The sequence below is a fragment of the Candidatus Dormiibacterota bacterium genome (genome assembly GCA_035532835.1).
In the GTDB taxonomy this organism is placed as follows: domain Bacteria; phylum Vulcanimicrobiota; class Vulcanimicrobiia; order Vulcanimicrobiales; family Vulcanimicrobiaceae; genus DAHUXY01.
On the sequence record DATKQG010000035.1, the window covers coordinates 56,425 to 73,208 of the forward strand.

At 62.9% G+C, this 16,784-nt stretch carries 22 protein-coding genes and 2 tRNA genes; 7 read left to right on the plus strand and 17 right to left on the minus strand.

All coding sequences use genetic code 11. From position 1 onward, the window contains the following. Positions 1-20 precede the first annotated feature (20 nt). Genes VMW12_04705 through VMW12_04720 form a run of 4 tightly spaced genes read left to right on the plus strand, consistent with a single transcriptional unit; the run spans position 21 to position 3,388 of the window. On the plus strand, positions 21-890 hold the full coding sequence (locus tag VMW12_04705; protein ID HUZ49032.1) for a branched-chain amino acid ABC transporter permease: 870 nt from the start codon (positions 21-23) through the stop codon (positions 888-890). Next, on the plus strand, positions 887-1,903 hold the full coding sequence (locus VMW12_04710) for a branched-chain amino acid ABC transporter permease (GenBank protein ID HUZ49033.1): 1,017 nt from the start codon (positions 887-889) through the stop codon (positions 1,901-1,903). Before VMW12_04705 ends, VMW12_04710 begins: the two co-directional genes overlap by 4 nt. Continuing rightward, complete coding sequence (locus VMW12_04715) at positions 1,900-2,670, plus strand: ABC transporter ATP-binding protein (GenBank protein HUZ49034.1); 771 nt, start codon at positions 1,900-1,902, stop codon at positions 2,668-2,670. The genes VMW12_04710 and VMW12_04715 overlap by 4 nt, the downstream gene beginning before the upstream one ends. Next, on the plus strand, positions 2,663-3,388 hold the full coding sequence (locus VMW12_04720; GenBank protein ID HUZ49035.1) for an ABC transporter ATP-binding protein: 726 nt from the start codon (positions 2,663-2,665) through the stop codon (positions 3,386-3,388). Before VMW12_04715 ends, VMW12_04720 begins: the two co-directional genes overlap by 8 nt. Here the strand turns inward: VMW12_04720 and VMW12_04725 are convergent. From VMW12_04725 to mdcA, 7 genes are read right to left on the minus strand one after another with little or no spacing between them, the layout of a single operon-like run. Next, positions 3,385-4,305 carry an acyltransferase domain-containing protein gene (locus tag VMW12_04725; GenBank protein HUZ49036.1) on the minus strand — a complete coding sequence of 307 codons (921 nt, stop codon included), beginning with the start codon at positions 4,303-4,305 and terminating at the stop codon, positions 3,385-3,387. The two genes, VMW12_04720 and VMW12_04725, sit on opposite strands and share 4 nt — an antisense overlap. Beyond that, positions 4,296-5,132, minus strand: coding sequence for a triphosphoribosyl-dephospho-CoA synthase (locus VMW12_04730; protein HUZ49037.1), 837 nt, complete (start codon positions 5,130-5,132; stop codon positions 4,296-4,298). The genes VMW12_04725 and VMW12_04730 overlap by 10 nt, the downstream gene beginning before the upstream one ends. Next, the gene (locus VMW12_04735) at positions 5,129-5,713 is read right to left on the minus strand and encodes a malonate decarboxylase holo-ACP synthase (GenBank protein ID HUZ49038.1); all 585 of its coding nucleotides are present in this window, start codon (positions 5,711-5,713) and stop codon (positions 5,129-5,131) included. Before VMW12_04735 ends, VMW12_04730 begins: the two co-directional genes overlap by 4 nt. Further along, positions 5,706-6,503 (minus strand): biotin-independent malonate decarboxylase subunit gamma, encoded by a 798-nt coding sequence (locus tag VMW12_04740; GenBank protein ID HUZ49039.1) that lies wholly within the window; start codon positions 6,501-6,503, stop codon positions 5,706-5,708. Before VMW12_04740 ends, VMW12_04735 begins: the two co-directional genes overlap by 8 nt. Next, a complete protein-coding gene (locus VMW12_04745) occupies positions 6,500-7,306 on the minus strand; it encodes a biotin-independent malonate decarboxylase subunit beta (GenBank protein HUZ49040.1) in 807 nt (268 codons plus the stop codon). The genes VMW12_04740 and VMW12_04745 overlap by 4 nt, the downstream gene beginning before the upstream one ends. After that, entirely contained in the window at positions 7,303-7,593 is a 291-nt protein-coding gene (locus tag VMW12_04750) for a malonate decarboxylase subunit delta (protein ID HUZ49041.1), read from the minus strand. The genes VMW12_04745 and VMW12_04750 overlap by 4 nt, the downstream gene beginning before the upstream one ends. A gap of 2 nt (positions 7,594-7,595) precedes the next feature. After that, a complete protein-coding gene (mdcA, locus tag VMW12_04755; GenBank protein HUZ49042.1) occupies positions 7,596-9,227 on the minus strand; it encodes a malonate decarboxylase subunit alpha in 1,632 nt (543 codons plus the stop codon). 142 nt (positions 9,228-9,369) lie between these two features. Between mdcA and VMW12_04760 the strand changes: the two genes are divergently transcribed. Then, positions 9,370-10,137 (plus strand): M48 family metalloprotease, encoded by a 768-nt coding sequence (locus VMW12_04760; protein HUZ49043.1) that lies wholly within the window; start codon positions 9,370-9,372, stop codon positions 10,135-10,137. On the opposite strand, the gene VMW12_04765 is transcribed toward VMW12_04760, so the two are convergent. The 3 genes from VMW12_04765 to rplJ all read right to left on the minus strand — a co-directional run bounded on the left by VMW12_04765 (position 10,103) and on the right by rplJ (position 11,635). Continuing rightward, positions 10,103-10,642 carry a hypothetical protein gene (locus VMW12_04765; protein HUZ49044.1) on the minus strand — a complete coding sequence of 180 codons (540 nt, stop codon included), beginning with the start codon at positions 10,640-10,642 and terminating at the stop codon, positions 10,103-10,105. The two genes, VMW12_04760 and VMW12_04765, sit on opposite strands and share 35 nt — an antisense overlap. A 75-nt stretch (positions 10,643-10,717) precedes the next feature. Further along, positions 10,718-11,083 (minus strand): 50S ribosomal protein L7/L12, encoded by a 366-nt coding sequence (rplL, locus tag VMW12_04770; protein ID HUZ49045.1) that lies wholly within the window; start codon positions 11,081-11,083, stop codon positions 10,718-10,720. A gap of 18 nt (positions 11,084-11,101) precedes the next feature. Next, positions 11,102-11,635 (minus strand): 50S ribosomal protein L10, encoded by a 534-nt coding sequence (gene rplJ / locus VMW12_04775; protein ID HUZ49046.1) that lies wholly within the window; start codon positions 11,633-11,635, stop codon positions 11,102-11,104. Between the two features lie 286 nt (positions 11,636-11,921). On the opposite strand from rplJ, the gene VMW12_04780 reads away from it, so the two are divergent. Further along, entirely contained in the window at positions 11,922-12,617 is a 696-nt protein-coding gene (locus VMW12_04780) for a carbonic anhydrase (GenBank protein HUZ49047.1), read from the plus strand. 108 nt (positions 12,618-12,725) lie between these two features. Continuing rightward, positions 12,726-13,964: a S53 family peptidase gene (locus VMW12_04785; protein HUZ49048.1), complete on the plus strand. Its 1,239-nt coding sequence runs from the start codon at positions 12,726-12,728 to the stop codon at positions 13,962-13,964. A 78-nt stretch (positions 13,965-14,042) separates the two neighbouring features. Here the strand turns inward: VMW12_04785 and rplA are convergent, their stop codons facing one another. The 7 genes from rplA to VMW12_04820 all read right to left on the minus strand — a co-directional run bounded on the left by rplA (position 14,043) and on the right by VMW12_04820 (position 16,773). Next, positions 14,043-14,744 (minus strand): 50S ribosomal protein L1, encoded by a 702-nt coding sequence (gene rplA, locus VMW12_04790; protein ID HUZ49049.1) that lies wholly within the window; start codon positions 14,742-14,744, stop codon positions 14,043-14,045. After that, a complete protein-coding gene (gene rplK, locus VMW12_04795) occupies positions 14,744-15,169 on the minus strand; it encodes a 50S ribosomal protein L11 (protein ID HUZ49050.1) in 426 nt (141 codons plus the stop codon). Before rplK ends, rplA begins: the two co-directional genes overlap by 1 nt. 95 nt (positions 15,170-15,264) lie before the next feature. Further along, a complete protein-coding gene (gene nusG, locus VMW12_04800; GenBank protein HUZ49051.1) occupies positions 15,265-15,780 on the minus strand; it encodes a transcription termination/antitermination protein NusG in 516 nt (171 codons plus the stop codon). Between the two features lie 192 nt (positions 15,781-15,972). Next, entirely contained in the window at positions 15,973-16,227 is a 255-nt protein-coding gene (secE, locus tag VMW12_04805; GenBank protein HUZ49052.1) for a preprotein translocase subunit SecE, read from the minus strand. Between the two features lie 25 nt (positions 16,228-16,252). Further along, a tRNA-Trp gene (locus VMW12_04810) sits at positions 16,253-16,328 on the minus strand. 97 nt (positions 16,329-16,425) lie between these two features. Continuing rightward, the gene (gene rpmG, locus VMW12_04815; GenBank protein ID HUZ49053.1) at positions 16,426-16,590 is read right to left on the minus strand and encodes a 50S ribosomal protein L33; all 165 of its coding nucleotides are present in this window, start codon (positions 16,588-16,590) and stop codon (positions 16,426-16,428) included. A 109-nt stretch (positions 16,591-16,699) separates the two neighbouring features. Continuing rightward, positions 16,700-16,773 (minus strand) — tRNA-Arg (locus VMW12_04820). Between the last annotated feature and the right edge of the window lie 11 nt (positions 16,774-16,784).

Consider the following 16,784-nt stretch of genomic DNA (forward strand, 5'->3'; position numbering starts at 1 on the left):
AGACCAGGGAAGGACTATCAATGGCGCACATCGCTCCGGAAATATTCAACGGTCTCATCCTCGGCGCGTTCTACGCGGTCGTCGCGATCGGCCTCTCCCTCATCATGAACCTCACCGGCACCATCAACATGGCGCACGGATCGTTTATGACGTTGGCAGGCTATCTGGCGTTCGCTCTGGTTGGTGCGGGCACCAACTACTGGTACGCGCTGGCGATTGCGCCACTGATGGCCGTCGTTATCGGCATACTGATGGAGCGGACGATGATTCGTCCGCTCTATCGCCGCGATCCCGTATACAGCTTGCTCCTCACCTTCGGCATTTCACTCATCGCCGAAGAGGCGTTTCGACTGATTTGGGGGCCCAACGGCGTACCGTTTTCGCCGCCGAAGATACTGAGCGGGGGTATCTCGCTGGGCTTCACGGTTTTCCCAGTCTACCGGCTCTTCATCGCCGGCGCCCTCGTGGTCATCATCGTTGCGCTGGTAATCTTCTTACAGCACACGCGGTACGGACTGCGCTTGCGGGCGGCAGTGCAGGATCACGAAATGATCTCCGCGCTAGGAACGAACACGCAACTTCTCTACATGATCAACTTTGGGCTCGGCATCCTGATCGCGGGAATCGCCGGCGTGCTGGCGGCGGGAATGCTCGGGCTCAATCCGCAGAGCGGTAATTCGCTGCTGATGCCGGCCTTCGTTACCGTGATCGTCGGCGGAATGGGAAGCCTGTACGGCGCCATTGTCGGCGGCCTGCTCATCGGACTCGCGATCAGCCTGACGACGCTGTACATACCGGCCGCGAGCGAAATCGCCATGTACGTCATCATGGCGGTGGTGTTGCTCGTCCGTCCGCGCGGTCTCTTCGGAGAGGAAGGGATCTTCGGGTGAAGTCGATCGGCATCTGGGGATGGGTGGCCACGGCCATTCTCTTCGTACTGCTCCTACTCGCTCCGCAACTCGCTCCGCGATTGCATCTCGCGTTGACGATTTGCACCGACGTGCTCCTCTTCGCGATTGCCGCCATGGCGGTGAATCTGCTGCTCGGATATACGGGCGTGCTGCCGTTCGGAAACGCCGCGTTTTTCGGCCTTGGCGCGTACGGCGCCGGCCTTTCGATCCAGAACCTCCACGTCGGCTTCATCACCTCGCTTGCCATCGGCACGCTCGCCGGAGTCGTAGGCGCTCTGCTCATCGGGCCGTTCTTGCTGCGGCGTCGCGGTATTTATTTCGCACTTTTGATGATCGCGTTCGGCCAGGTATTCTACTTCATCGCCTATCGCTTCACCAACGTCACCGGCGGCGAAGACGGCATGAACTTCACGCGGCCGGCGCTCGAGGGATTCGGCATTCACTTACAGGACGCGGGTTTCTATTATGCGATCCTTCTTATTTTCACGCTGGTCGTTGCCGGATTTTGGCTGTTGGTTCGTTCGCCGTTCGGGCGCACGCTGGTCGCTATCAAGCAGAACGAAGTGCGCGCGCGATACCTCGGCCTCAATACCGACCGCTTCATCTTCGTTGCGCTACTGATCTCGGCCGCGATCGAGGGTCTCGCGGGCGCCTGTTACGGACTATCGATCATGTTTGCGTATCCGTTGCTTCTGGACTGGCATCAGTCCGGCGACATCGTGCTCATGACGATTCTCGGCGGCGCGGGGACGATCTTCGGGCCGCTGGTCGGAGCGATCATTTACGTGATCGGCGAAGACATTCTCTCGACGGCCCTGCCGTGGTGGCAGATTCCGCTGGGCGCCTTGTTTGTCGCATGCGTACTGGGCTTTCCAAAGGGCTTGCTCGGAACCGCGCTCGATCTTCTTCCCGGGCGCAAGAACCGGATAGAGCCGGGCCACGATCTCGACTTCGCCGCACCCATCATCGCCGATCGGGAGACGACACGATGAGCGATTTACTGCTCGAAGCCAACGGAGTCGGGAAACACTTCGGCGGCGTCCATGCCGTCGACGACGTTTCGCTGCGCGTACACGCGGGCTCGATCAACGCCATCATCGGGCCGAATGGCGCCGGCAAAACGACCTTCTTCAACACCCTCTCCGGATTCTATTTTCCGGATGCCGGACACGTATCGTTTGTCGGCGTCGACGTGACGCGAGCGCCGTCGTACGACCGCGTGCGGATGGGCATGGGACGAACGTTTCAAACCTCGAGCGTCTTTCCGGAACTCACGGTGTACGAAAACCTAGCGGTCGGGATCCAAAGCGCCGGCAACCTCTCGTTTCGCTTTCGGACGTTGAGCCGCGGGCAACGGGCCACGCTCGACCAAAAGGTCGACCGGCTGTTGGGCTTCGTCGGCCTGGGCGCCGTCGCGCACCGCCCGTTAGCCGAGCTGGCTCACGGGAGCCAGCGCTTGTGCGAAATCGCGATGAGCCTCTCCACGGATCCAAAACTCGTTCTTCTTGACGAACCCATGGCGGGACTGGCACAGGCGGAGACGTCGCGCGTCGTGTCCGTCATTCGCAAACTCCACGCCGAACTCGGCCTCACGGTGCTCTTCGTCGAGCACAACATGCGCGTCGTGCTCTCGTTGGCGCAGCAGATCACGGTACTCGATCGCGGCCGCGTTCTCGCAGCGGGAACGCCCACCGAGATTAGCGCGAATGCGGAAGTTCGCGAAGCATACATCGGCAAAGAGGTGATCGAGCATGTCTGAACCATTGCTTCGCGTTGAAAACCTGAACACGTACTACGGGAAAAGCCACATTCTCCACGACGTTTCTTTCGAAGTCGGCAAGGGCGAACTGGTGGCGCTGCTGGGCTTGAACGGCGCCGGAAAAACGACGACGATGCGCAGCATCCTCGGCTTGACGCGCCCGCGAAGCGGCCAGGTCGCCCTAAACGGAGTCTCGGTCGCCGGTTCGCCGCCGCATCGCATCGCGCGCATGGGCGTCGGCTACGTGCCCGAAGGACGCCGGATGTTCGCCGGGCTCACCGTTCTGGAAAACTTGCAACTTGCGGAGAACGGGCGCAAAGGCGACTGGTCGATCGAACGCGTCCTGCAACATCTGCCGAAGCTACGCGAACTCTCGGGACGCAAGGCGGGACGGCTTTCGGGCGGCGAACAAGAGATGCTTGCCATCGGGCGCGCGATCGTTTCGAATCCGACGCTGATGCTCATCGACGAGGCATCGCAGGGGTTGGCACCGCTGATCGTCGAGGAAGTCTACCGGCTGATCGAAGAACTCAAGCAGCACGGCGTCGCAATTTTGCTGGTCGAGCAAAACGCGTTGCTTGCATTGAAGATTGCCGACCGCGCATACGTGATGGATGAAGGGCGCATCGTCTATCACGGCGATGCGGCGGCGCTGTTGAAGGATCGCGAGCGTATCGCCGATCTCATGGGGCTGAACGCCGGAGAGCTGGCCTCTTAGGGCGCTGCGGCTAAAGCGCGGAGCGAGCGCATACTGCTCTCTTCGAGAGAGACCGCTCGAACCGAGGGGAATGCCGCTTGTGCGAGGTCGGTGAGTACGCGTCCCGGTACGGCTTCGATCAACAGCGTCGTATCGAGCTCCACGAGCGTCCTTAACGCATCGCACCAGCGCACTTCGTGCGCGACACCGGCCGCGAGATCCGCACGAACGCTCCGTGCATCGCGCAGTATGCGCGCGCCGACGCTGCCCACATATGCGATGCGCGGCGTGCGTACCTCGATGCCGGCGAGCACGGATTCGAGCCGGTCTTGCACCGGCGCAAGCAACGCACAATGCGAGGGCACGGCGACATCGAGGCGATCGGCACGGCGTGCACCCGCGGCTCGGGCTCGAACCAGCGCGCGGTCTAAAGCGTCGTTCTTCCCCGCGAGGACGAATTGCGTCGGCCCGTTGGCGTTGGCGATGTATGCCGGTTCGCCGAGTTCCGCTTCCGCAGCCACGATCGAGCGCACCGCGGCCTCTCGCAGGCCGACGATCGCCGCCATCCCGTAGCCGCCGGCGAACAACGTTTCCATGGCCGTCGCGCGCTCCAAGACGACACGTACTGCGTCCGCGAACGCAAGGGCTCCGGCGGTAACCGCGGCGGCGAACGTACCGACGGAATGCCCGGCGACCGCGCGCGCTTCGACCCCGTTCGCCGCCAACAAGCGCGCCGACGCTATGCCGCAGACGAGCAGCGCGATCTGCACGTCCACCGTCGAGCCTCGCTCCGTGAAGCCGTTTCGCGTGCGCGCGTCGTAGCCGAGAATGTCGCGCGCCTCTTCGAATACATCCGCGGCCGCCGGATCGTCGGTAAAGCGATCGAACATCCCCGGATGCTGCGAGCCTTGGCCGGGAAACAGCAGCCCTACCCGCACGTCCGCCGCTCGATCGAGTCAAGAAAGATCGCCGCAGCCAGCAGGTCGGCGGCTCCGCCCGGGGAGGCGTTACGGGCAAGCAGCCCCGCATCGAGGAGGGAGAATGCGTGCGCTCCGCGCGATGTTGCGAAGCCTCCCGCCGCCAGCACCGCACGCGCGCCTTCTTGCGCGATTCGTAGAGCGGCGGTGCCGCCGCGATGCAAGAGGCACGTGTCTTCGAGCGTCGTCATGATGGCGAGCAAGGCGTTAATCCGCGCCGTGGCGTCGTCCTCCCCGCGCGCGCGAGCTGCGCGCAGCATCGGAAGCGCGACCCGCACGATGTGCGGAAACCCGTCCGCTGCCTCGCCGGGCGCTCCTCGAACGCCGAAGGCCTCACGCACGCGCGCGCCGTTGCTTGGAAACGATCCGCCCTCGCGATCGGGCAGCGCCGCGATCGCGCTCGCCGCCGTCGCAAGCTCTCGCGCATCGCTCGCATCGGTGAGAGCGCACGCGGCAACCAAAAGCCCGAGCGACCATAGCGCGCCGCGATGCGTGTTGACCCCGCCGGTCGCCGCCAACATCCGCCGCTCGCCGCTACGGCCGATGGCGCCTAGGCGTTCCCGTAACGCGATATCCAAACCGGCATTCCGGCACGCGACCGCAACTTCCTCAAACGTCTCGCGCAGCGCGTGCGCCGAACGAACGAGCAATGCGAGCGAAAGATCGCGGTGCGCGCCGTTTCCGCGGCCGTCGACAAGGGCGGGCTTAGGCGTAAGCCGGGCTTCGACAATCAGCGCTTGCATCGCGGTTTGTGCAAGCGATGCGCTCGCGATGCGACGTGCGATCACGAACGCATCCGCGGGCCGTCGGGAGTTTTCACGAGCATCGGCCCCGCCCGCAGGGCCTCTTCCAGCGCGACCCCGCAGCCCTCCCCGAAGGCAATTTCAACATCGACGCGCGCCGGCAGTTCGCGTAGCGCCTCGGCGAACCGGCGCAACGCCGGGTCGGACGGATGCGCGCGAACGACGACATCGAGATCGCTCCGAGGAGACACGCACGCCACCCCGGTGGCGAGTTCGAATCCCACGGAGCCCGTCGGGCCCAGACGCAAACCGTGCTCTTTGCCGGCGCGCGCTACCGCCGCCAGCGCGACGAACGCATCGAGCGCTCTGGTGGCGGGGCGCTCGAGCAAGCCTTCGGGCGTGAGGACGCATGCGATGTCGTCGATCTGCAGCTCCGTTGCGAAGCGCTCGTCCCGGTGCTCGCCGCGGACGCCGATTGCAACGGCGCCCGGCACCCGCGCCCTGCGGACGACCGCCCACGGCGCGGCATCCAGACTGCGTTCGACCCAGTACGGAGCACTCCGGGCGATTCGCGCGACGGCTCGCGGCGCGAGGCGCACGAGATCGTGAGCGCGGAGCTTATGCATCCCAGCCGGCCGCGAGTTCGTCGCGCACGCGGCGCGCCAGAGCGCGGGGCTGGATCGCCGCCGGCCGGTTGAGGCGCTCGCCGGGCGGGCGCAAACCGCTGCCGTCGCGCAGCGCCGCGCCGAGCGCGCGCGCGAGGGCAGCATACTCTTCATCGGTTGGCGCCTGCGGATCGGCAACCTCGAACAACGCGTCGATCGCGCCGAGACGCGCAAAGGATGCAATATCTCGCGCGGTTGCCGGGACCTCGCTTGCGATGCGCGCGAGATCGCCGCGCTGCATGCGCGTTACGCGCGCGACGGCCGGCTCCGACATCACGTGGACGTCGACGCCGGGGTCATCCAACGCGCCGATCCATCCGGCTTGCATGCCGTGCGCGAGAAACGCTCCGGATATCGCTTTACCGACGATCAACGCCGCGACGGGGTGACCGCTCCTGCGCGCTTGCACGTAGGCATCGACCGATGCTGCCAGCGCGCGCTGCAGGCCGATCGCTTCCTCTCGTATCCCGAATGCCTGGCCGGGAACGTCGACCAGCGCCACGATCGCCGAGTTCGGCGGGACGCCGCGCACCGCCGCTGCAACGCCAAAGGCTTCGTCGATGCCCATCTCGCCCGAACGCGCGCGTGGGAAACGCGCTTGCGGCGCGGGGACGACCGCGATCCAACGCACCGGCAACCCGTCGAGCGGCGCGTCCGCAGCGAGCACCGATGCGGGGAGTCCATCGGCTCGCGCGCCGCCGGCCGCGAAGCGCTCGAACCACGCGCGTCCGCGCGAAACCTCTTCGCTCACGGCGTTATGCCGTACGCGCGCAAAAACGCCTCGCGCTCCAAACCGGGGTCGGGAAACTCCGGGCGTTCGATCGCAACGAACGGTCGGTTCCGGACGAACGCATCTTCAACTGCGGCGCGGATATCGGGCATGTCGTCGGCCACCAGCGCGGTAGCGTGGCCTTGCGCGAAGCGGCGCCGCCCTCCCGTCACCTTCCAGACCAACGGACGATTCGATGCGTCGAACTCGTCGGCACCGGCCTCCGTTTCAACCACGTCCGGACCGTTGAGGCCGACGCGGGCGCCCTCGGTCACGATGACCTCGTTGCAGAGCGCGGTGACGATCGACATGCCGCCGTAGACGCCGACGCGTCCCGCAATCACCGCGACAACCGGCTGGTGCGTGCGCAACGCGGCGACCGCATCGCAGATTTCGGCGATGGCCAGCAAGCCGAGGTTGGCTTCCTGCAGACGAATGCCCCCGCTATCGAATGCGAGCACCACGCGCGTGGGCGTCCCGCGCTCTGCGTCGCGCCGCGCGAGTTCGAGCGATGCGGCGATCTTCGCGCCGCCGATCTCGCCGATCGCTCCGCCCAAGAAACGGCCGTCGGTCGCCGCCACGCAGGCACGCACCCCGCCGAGCGTTCCGCGTGCGACGACCACGCCGTCGTCGGATTGCGACACGACGCCTTGCGCGGCGAGATACGGCGATCGCATGCGCGCAAACGGATCGAGCAGTTCACGAAACGTGCCCGGATCGAGCAATGTTCGAGCCCGCTCGCGAGCATTGCGTTCCGCGTAGGAATCGCCGATATGTGGGGTCATCGCGCCTGCTCCAGGGCCTGTTCCAGGCGCATGGCGACAACCGCCGGCGTCGCACCGAAGTCGTCGATTTCCAATCGCACCGCGATCGAATGGCGCGCGAAAAACCGCGCCAACACGGCTTCCCACGTCGTCGCGTACCCGCCCACGCTCGTGCGAACGGTCACCGATGCCGAGGGCTCCGGCGAAGGCTCCAAGAGCAGTTCGCAATTCCCCGACGCCACGACCCCAACGTGGGCACGCCGCGCGACGTGCGCGGATGCGGGATAGGTAAACGTCAACGTCTCGATCATCACCAGCTCCGAAATCGCTTCGGCGGCTCGTACAATCCGCCGGACCACGTGACGAGGTCGCGTATGGAACGCGCGGCCAAGAGCGAGCGCTTCGCTTCGCCGCGCACGACCCCGAGATCTTCGGGAAACGCAACCACGCCGTCACGTCGCAGTTCCTGCGTGCGGGTACTATCGGCCAACAGGCCGACGGGCGTGACGCCGGCGATGGCGGCCAGAGCGGCACGGCGTTCGTCGACGTCTCTAGCCTTGTAGAGATAGGCAATGCCTTCTTCGGTGACGACGTGGGTTACGTCATCGCCGTAGATCATCACGGGCGCGATCGGAAAACCGGCCATCCGGCCGAGTGCTACCGCGTCGAGATGCTCCACGAACGTCGGCACGCCACTCTCGCGAAACGTCTCGACCAGTTGCACGACGATTTTGCGACCGCGCCGAATCTCGTGCGTCGACGAAGTCATCTCGAGCCACGCCTGCGACGGGTGGCGCCGGCCCCGCGGATCGTTGCCCAGATTCGGTGCACCGCCGAAGCCCGCGATACGCCCGAGCGTTGCGGTCGAAGAGTTTGCGTCGGGGTCCATCTGCAAGGTCGAGCCGATAAAGAGATCCGTCGCGTACATTCCGGCATTTTGAGAGAGCGCGCGGTTCGAACGCAGCGATCCGTCACGTCCGGTAAAGAAGACGTCGGGGCGCGCGGCCACGTACCGCTCCATGCCGAGCTCGCCCCCGAAGCTATGCACGCTCTGTACCCAACCGCTTTCGATCGCGGGAATCAGGGTGGGATGCGGGTTGAGCACCCAGTTCGTGCAGATCTCGCCGCGCAAACCCAATCGTTCGCCGTAGGTCGGAAGAATCAACTCGATTGCGGCGGTATCGAAGCCGATGCCGTGGTTGAGCGTGCGTACGCGATGCCGCTCGTAGATGCCGCGCACTACCATCATCGCCATCAGAATTTGCACGTCGTCGATCTGCTCGGGATCGCGCGTAAAGAGCGGTTCGATTTCGTACGGACGGTCCGCGACGACGACCAGATCGACCCAATCGCCCGGAACGTCCACCCTCGTGACGCGATCGACGATGCGGTTGACCTGCGCGATCACCACGCCGTTACGAAACGCGGTCGCCTCGACGATGGTGGGCGTTTCCTCGGTATTGGCCCCGGTATAAAGGTTCCCCGACGCATCGGCTTCGTCCGCGGCAACGAGCGCGATATCCGGCGTGAGATCGACGAAATACCGCGCGAAGAGTTCGAGATAGGTATGGATCGCGCCGATCCGCACGCGTCCGTCGGCAACCTGCTGCGCTAGCCGCAGCGATTGCGGGCCGGAGAACGAAAAATCTACCTGCGATGCGATACCGCGTTCGAAGAGCTCGATGTGCTCGGGGCGGCCTAAGACCGAGATCAACAGATGGAGATCGTGGACGCGTTCGGGATCGACGGATGCGAGCGCCCGCGAGAGCAAGTCCGCCTGCTTTTGATTGTTGCCCTCGACGCACACGCGGTCGCCCGGCTCGAGGACCGACTCGAGGACCGCGACCGCATCGCCGCTTTCGAAAACGCCGGAACGGACGTAGCTCGCCGCGCGCGCCAGGCGCTGGTTTTTTCGAATCCGGCGCGTATCCCAAGCGCTCACGATCCTGGAGTTAGCCGCCCCTCACCGAGCGTCCCGCACCGGGTGCGAAAAAGCCCCAAGGCGCCTCGTTTCCGTCCATGCGAAACGGGGAAAGACGACGTTACGTTGATCTAGGTACCGAGAATAGGATTGATACACGAGGATGTTCACGAGAATTTCAACCGCAACCGCCCTAACGCTCGCGTTCGTAGCGGCATCCCTGGTCCCCGCCGCGGCATACACGCAGCAGCAACAGCAAGAACTCGCCATCGGAAAGCAAGAGTACCAGCAGTTGGCGCAGCAGGGCAAAATCGTGACCCAGTCGCCCTATTACAACATCCTAGACCCGATCGCGCGCCGCATCGCGCAGGTGGCCGACCGGCAATATTTCATGCCGTTCCATTTTGTATTAGTCAATGACGGCGGCCCAAACGCCTTCGCCGTGCCGGGTGGAAACGTGTACGTAACAACCTCGATGATGACGTTCGCGCAAAACAAAGAAGAACTGGCCGGCGTGCTGTGCCATGAAGTTTCGCACGATATCCATCACGACGTCGTCAATCTCAATCCGAAGTATCAAACCATCGGATTGGTCGGCGGCATTCTGGGTGCGTTGGTCGGCAATAGCGGCCTCGCGCAGACCGTGATCGGCCTTGGGGCCAACGCCGAAGCGGCCAAATTTTCGCGACAGGTCGAGACCAACGCCGACCACGCCGGAGCCTATACTTGCGCCCGGGCCGGATACAACCCGTGGGGCATGGTCTGGCTGATGAAACGCTTCGAAAGCAAGCCCAGCGGCGTGCCGTTGGAGATGCTCTCAGACCATCCGCGCGACGATCATCGCGTCTCCGATTTGGAAGCCGAATTTCGCGCCGATCCGGCCACTTTCGGACGCTTCAATCCAAACGTGAGTTCGGCAACGCCCCTGTAGCGCTAGTGGGGTGGTCGAGTACTTCGTATTTTCGATAGACGACAAAATATGTGGCGGCGACGATCGCAATCGCGAAGGCGAGCAAACCATCGCCTACGGCCGTACCGGCCGGGCTCGTAAGCGGCACGACCAAACGAATCGCAAAGCGCAACGCGAACGCGCCGACGTAGAGGAGCGCGGTAGCCCAGGAAGCGCCCAGGAGCATCACGCCGTGCTTCTCCGTGGCATGGACCTCCGTGTGCCGCCCCCGCAGCGCGCCGATCGGAATCCCGGCGGCTAAGCCGACGATGACGGCGATCGCCACTTCCCAAAGCGGCGTCGGATGGAGCCGCTCCGTCGCATAGATCGCGAATCCGGCCAGGGCCATCAAGAGGATCGGCGAGACCCACATCCGCACGACGCCGATCTTCTGCGGCCGAGACGCCCGGAAGACGATAAGCGCGATCAGGACGATCCAAATCAACAGCGTCGTACCGGTCACACCGGCGGGCAATTGTGTATTCACCTGCACCCTCATCCACGGCATAAAAAAACGGGAGCGCTCTTGCGCTCCCGTAGATCTTCGCCGTAGCGGGTCGATTTACTTGATTTCGACCTTTGCGCCGGCTTCTTCCAGCTTCTTCTTGACCGACTCGGCTTCGTCTTTGGTGACGCCTTCTTTGACGGCCTTCGGAGCGCTCTCGACGAACGCTTTAGCTTCGGTGAGACCCAAGCTCGTGAGTTCGCGAACGGCCTTGATGACCTTGATCTTCTCCGGGCCCGCTTCCGCGAGGATCACGTCGAATTCGGTCTTCTCGGCAGCCGGTGCGGCGGCGACCGGTGCGGCCATCATCGCGGCCGGAGCCGCAGCCGAAACGCCGTACTTCTCTTCGAGCTGCTTGACGAGGTCCGCAAGCTCGAGCACGGTGAGCTGATCGATTTGGTTGATGAGTTCTGCAACTGCCATGATACGAAATAGTCTCCTTTAGGCGTTCGAACCCGCGGCATCTTTTTGCTCGCGGATAGCATTGAGCACACGGACAAGTCCGCTCTGATTGCCCGAGAGCACGGTCACTAGACCACGCAACGGGCTTGCAAGCGAACCGACGAGCCTGGCGAGCAGCTCGGATTTCGGCGGAAGCGCGGCGAGCGCCAGAACTTGTTTGGCATCGACGAACTTGCCGTCGATATACGCCGCCTTGATGCCGAGTTTCTTAGCCTCATCGCCGAACTGTTTGATTGCTTTAGCAGGCGCGACCGGGTCGGTGCCTGCGAAGACGATACCGGTAGGGCCGGCAAGATACGCATCGAGATGCCCGGTGATCTCTTCACCGGCAGCGATCTTGAAAAGCGTGTTCTTGACGACGGCATACGTGCTGCCGTCCTTGCGCAGCTCGCCGCGAAGTTTGGTTATCTCTTCAACGGTGAGGCCGGCAAAGTCGGTCAGAAACAGATTCTGCGAAACGGCAAGCCGATCGCGAAGGTCTTGTACCGCGGCTTCTTTACGTGCGGTTGGCATGACGTGTGTGTCGCTTTCTTGTGAATAAAAAAAGCGCTCCATCCGTCCGGAGGGCGCCTTCACGCAGAGTCATCGCTACATCAATCGAACGATAGGGACTCGTTGTTCGTACGTCCTCGGTTGGCGTTAATTAAGATCGACGAGCGATCACCAACGGTCTTCGGAGCCGTCGGGCATCGTATCACAAGCTCCCGGGCCGCGCAAGCACTTGTGCCAGCTCCCAAAAGGGGACCCTGCGCCGCGGGACTAAGCGAACCGAGCGATCTGCTCCAGAAAGGCCACACACATGCGCTTGCTCCCCAGCCTGCCTCGCCGATCCTTTCTCGCCCGGAGCGGCCTCGCGCTGGCTGCCCTGGCCGGCTCCTCGGTCGGGTTCCCGTTTGAAGCGACGGCTATGCCCGATGCATCCAAAACCGCGCTCGAGAAGCTGATGGCCGGGAACGCCCGGTTCGTGGCCGATAAGGCGATATGCCCGCCGCTCACGGCCCGACGCCTGGAATTGGCCGAATCGCAGAACCCGTTTGCGATCCTCGTGAGTTGCTCCGACTCGCGCGTGCCGGTCGAGACGGTGTTCGATCAAATTCCCGGCAATATTTTCGGCATTCGCGAGGCGGGGAACGTCCTGGGTGACTTCGGCATCGGCTCGGTCGAATATTCGGTCGCCGTACTGAAATCGTCGTTGATCCTCGTTCTCGGCCATACCGACTGCGGTGCGGTGAAATCCGCCGTCAAGCACGTCAAGAGCGGCACCAACTATCCGGGACACATCCAGAGTATCGTCAACGCCATCGTTCCGGCCGTGAAGCAAAGCAAGAGCGCTCATGGGGACTGGACCGAAAACGCCATCGAGCAGAACGTGCGCGATAACGTGACCAAGCTTTCAAGCCACTCGTCCATCGTAGCCGAGGCGGTCCGAGCGGGTACCCTGCATATCGCGGGCGGGATCTATCACCTCGCGAGCGGGAAGGTCACGCTCCTGTAGGGCCTTTTATCTAAGTGCATTTTGCACTTATGACAAACGGCGGATCGCTGTAGAGTGAGATGAGGCGCACTGCGCCATTCTTTCAACGAGTGTGGAGGATCTCACTTCGTGCAGTATCGTTTTCGCATCATCGTGGCCGTCCTCGCGGCCTCCCTGCTGGCCGCGTGTAGCTCCGGCGGCCAGTCGGCGCTGCCACAGGCCGGCGCCGTCTCACAGTTGCCGACGGCACAAGCCAACACCGCGCAATCCTGTGCCACCCTTCTGCCGGGCGACAACGTCGTGTGCTACGCCATGTATCGCACCGACGTCGGCGGCGGCAATCCGAATGCCCCGGCCCAAGCACACCTTGCCGCGACGACGACTCCGGCCGGCTACGGGCCGTCGGATCTGCAATCGGCATACGCCCTGCCGTCCTCGACCGCCGGATCGGGGCAGACGGTCGCCATCGTCGATGCGTACAACGATCCCAATGCGGCATCGGATCTCGCCGTCTACCGCTCGACCTACGGGCTGCCCCCGTGCACCGTTGCGAATGGCTGCTTCAAGCAGGTGAGCCAGAGCGGAAGCACCACGAAGCTGCCTCGGAATAACGGCGGCTGGGCTCAAGAAGAATCGCTCGACTTGGATATGGTCTCGGCAATCTGCCCGAACTGCCACATCATCTTGGTTGAAGCAAGCTCGGCAACCAACGCCAATCTCGACACCGCGGTAAACGAAGCGGCGGCGCTGCACGCAACCGAGATCAGCAACAGTTACGGCGGCTCGGAGTCGGGCGCCACCAACTCCGCATACTCCCACGCCGGAATCATCATCACCGCGAGCGCCGGCGACTCCGGCACCGGCGCATCGCAGCCGTGTTCGTATGCAACGGTCGTCTGCGTCGGAGGCACCAGCCTTTCGCGCTCCAGCACGACCCGCGGATGGAGCGAGACCGCTTGGAGCGGGAGCGGAAGCGGCTGCAGCAAGTACGTCACTAAGCCCTCGTGGCAGACCGACAAGGGCTGCACGATGCGTTCCGAGGCCGACGTCTCGGCCGTGGCCGATCCCTATACGGGCGTCGCGGTATACGATAGCTATGCCTATCAGGGCGCGTCCGGCTGGCTCGTGTTCGGCGGTACCAGCGTCTCCAGCCCGCTGACCGCATCGGTCTTCGCCCTGGCGGGCAATGCGTCGACGCAGAATGCCGCGCAAGGCATCTGGGCCCATGGCGGCACGTCTGCGCTCAACGATGTCACGAGCGGCAGCAATGGAACCTGCTCGTCGTCGTATCTCTACATCTGCAACGCGGGCGTGGGTTACGATGGACCGACCGGCTGGGGAACCCCGAATGGCACCGCAGCCTTCTAAGTACCCCGTTCCTCCGCGAACGAAAACGAGGGCCCCGCTTCTGCAAGCGGGGCCCTCGTTTTATGATACGCGAGGTGGTTAGGCTGTGACTTTCACTCGGTTCGGATCGACTTTGACGCCCGGGCCCATCGTGCTCGCAAGCGTAACGCTCTTGAGGTAGGTGCCCTTCGCCGCCGCCGGTTTGGCGCGAACGATAGCATCCATCAACGTGCTGACGTTCTCGAGCAGCTGCGCTTGATCGAAGCTCGCCTTGCCGACGATCGTGTGAATGATCCCGGTCTTATCGAGGCGGTACTCCACCTTACCGGCTTTGATGTCGCGAATCGCATTGCCGACGTTGGCGGAGACGGTGCCGGCTTTCGGGTTCGGCATCTTCTGAGCGAGGATGCGTCCGAGCTCCTTACCGACCGCCGCCATCATGTCCGGCGTCGCAACCGCAACGTCGAATTCGGTGAATCCGGCTTTGAGCTTGTCGATGAGATCCTGATCGCCGACGATATCTGCGCCGGCTTCTTGCGCCTCTTTGGCCTTATCGCCTTTGGCGAACGCGATGACGCGAACGGTGCGGCCGGTTCCGTGCGGGAGCAACACCGTGCCGCGCACGTTTTGGTCGCTCTTCTTCGGATCGACGCCTAAACGAATGTGCGCTTCGACCGTTTCGTTGAATTTCGCGTTGGCGTTCTTCTTGATCAGCTCGATAGCTTCGGCGATCGAGAAGAGCGCTTTTTTATCGATGCTCTCGGCGAGCTTATTGAATCGCTTTCCGTGATGCTGCGGCATTATTCAGCTACCTCCACACCCATCGAACGAGCGGTGCCGCCGATGATCTTCTTTGCGGCGTCCATATCGTTCGCATTGATGTCGGGCATCTTCACCTTGGCGATCTCTTCGAGCTGCGCTTGGGTCAGCTTGCCGACCTTATTGCGATTGGGCTCCTTGGAACCCGATTCGATTTTCAACGCCTGCTTGATGAGGAACGACGCCGGCGGCGTCTTGGTGATGAACGTGAACGTGCGGTCTTCGTATGCCGTAATCTCGACCGGAATGATCATACCGACTTGCGACGCCGTACGCTCGTTGTACTGCTTGCAGAAGTCCATGATGTTCAGGGAGTACGGCCCGAGCGCCGGACCGACCGGCGGCGCGGGCGTCGCTTTGCCCGCAGGGAGTTGTAAACCGATCTTACCGGTAACTTTTTTGGCCATGATGTCTCCTTAGCGATGCAACGCAAATGCGCTGCTTCTGCCCCCGATTGCAATCTCGCGCGCCGGGGTCGTGCGCGCGAGAAAGGTTCGGCCGACTAGACTTTTTCGACCTGGAAGAACTCGAGTTCGACGGGCGTCTCGCGGCCGAAGATCGAGATCAACGCGCGCAGACGTTCCTTTTCCGGAGCGATCTCGTCCACCACACCGGTGAAGTCGAAGAACGGGCCCGAGGTAACCTTGACGCGGTCGCCCTTGGCAAAGTCGATCTTGAGCTTGGGCGCTTCGATGCCCATCTGCTTGAGAATCGTCTTGACTTCTTTATCTTGAAGCGGCACCGGTTTCTCACCGGGGCCCGGGCTGCCGACGAAGCCGGTGACGCCCTGCGTGTTGCGCACGACGTACCACGACTGGTCGTCCATGATCATCTCGACCAAGACGTAGCCGGGGAACACTTTCTTCGGAGAGATCTTGCGCTTGCCGTCTTTGAACTCGACTTCGTCTTCCATCGGAACGAGCACGCGGAAGATCTTGTCCTGCATACCCATCGAATGAATACGGCGTTCGAGATTCGCCTTAACCTTATTTTCGTACCCGGAGTAGGTGTGAATCACGAACCAGTTCCGGTCATCCTTGGGAGTGGCCGGACGCGGGGCCGCAGCTTCGTGCGTTTCGGCGGACGCATCGAGTTCGGCTTCGGGAGTTTCGGGAGCCTGGAGCGTCGCGTCCGCGGCAGCCAGATCGGCCTCAAGGCCGACGTGTTCGTGCTGTTCGATCTCTGACATAGTGTTCAACGTACTTCTTTTTTAGAAATTCTGCGGGTGAATCACGCTGAACACCCATCCGAAAAGCTGATCGGCGAGATACGTGAAGAGGCCGATGCCGACCACGAGCCCGATCGTCAGGATGGTTGCGGAGACCCATTCCTCTTGGGTGGGCCACGTTACGCGACGAAGTTCGGTGATGACGCCGCGGACAAAATCCTGGCCGCCGACCGCCTGCGCGCGTTTGCTCGCCGTCGATACGCTCCGGGTCATCGCACTCTTCTTCTGGTCGTTCACCTAAACGTTGTCTCCTGGGAAAACTTGGCAGGGCGGACAGGACTCGAACCTGCAACCGGTCGTTTTGGAGACGACAACTCTACCAATTGAGCTACCGCCCTAGAGGGTTCGGCTGCGCCGAACCTTCACCGGCCCTAGGCCGGTCGTTCCTCGGCCTGCGGCCGGATGGTTACGGCGCTATGCCGGTCTATTGTATCGCTACTTGGTTTCGCGATGGGGTTTATGGCAGCGGCAGAAGCGGCAATATTTGCTCAGCTCCAACCGATCGGTCGTTTTCTGCTTGTTCTTCTGTGTATTGTAGTTGCGACGCTTGCACTCGGTACAGGCCATCACGACCATTACGCGGTTCTCTTTTTTAGCCATCTACTTCCCACGAACATGAAATAAACGGACCGGCGGTCCGTTCGGCAACCTATGCTATCACATGGCTTTTCCCAGCGCAACCGGGTTCCCGCCACGCCCGGGCGAGATCTGCGACCGAGTGGAATCGAACCACCAACCTGTCCTTTAGGAGAGGACCGCTCTATCCTATTGAGCTACGGCCGCACGCGGCTCCC

Bases quoted from the DNA above. Each gene is read 5' to 3' on its own strand.
- VMW12_04705 (HUZ49032.1), top strand. From the start codon at position 21: ATGGCGCACATCGCTCCGGAAATATTCAACGGTCTCATCCTCGGCGCG.
- VMW12_04715 (HUZ49034.1), top strand. From the start codon at position 1,900: ATGAGCGATTTACTGCTCGAAGCCAACGGAGTCGGGAAACACTTCGGC.
- VMW12_04720 (HUZ49035.1), top strand. From the start codon at position 2,663: ATGTCTGAACCATTGCTTCGCGTTGAAAACCTGAACACGTACTACGGG.
- VMW12_04735 (HUZ49038.1), bottom strand. From the start codon at position 5,713: ATGCATAAGCTCCGCGCTCACGATCTCGTGCGCCTCGCGCCGCGAGCC.
- VMW12_04745 (HUZ49040.1), bottom strand. From the start codon at position 7,306: ATGACCCCACATATCGGCGATTCCTACGCGGAACGCAATGCTCGCGAG.
- VMW12_04760 (HUZ49043.1), top strand. From the start codon at position 9,370: ATGTTCACGAGAATTTCAACCGCAACCGCCCTAACGCTCGCGTTCGTA.
- rplL (HUZ49045.1), bottom strand. From the start codon at position 11,083: ATGGCAGTTGCAGAACTCATCAACCAAATCGATCAGCTCACCGTGCTC.
- rplJ (HUZ49046.1), bottom strand. From the start codon at position 11,635: ATGCCAACCGCACGTAAAGAAGCCGCGGTACAAGACCTTCGCGATCGG.
- VMW12_04780 (HUZ49047.1), top strand. From the start codon at position 11,922: ATGCGCTTGCTCCCCAGCCTGCCTCGCCGATCCTTTCTCGCCCGGAGC.
- rplA (HUZ49049.1), bottom strand. From the start codon at position 14,744: ATGCCGCAGCATCACGGAAAGCGATTCAATAAGCTCGCCGAGAGCATC.
- rplK (HUZ49050.1), bottom strand. From the start codon at position 15,169: ATGGCCAAAAAAGTTACCGGTAAGATCGGTTTACAACTCCCTGCGGGC.
- rpmG (HUZ49053.1), bottom strand. From the start codon at position 16,590: ATGGCTAAAAAAGAGAACCGCGTAATGGTCGTGATGGCCTGTACCGAG.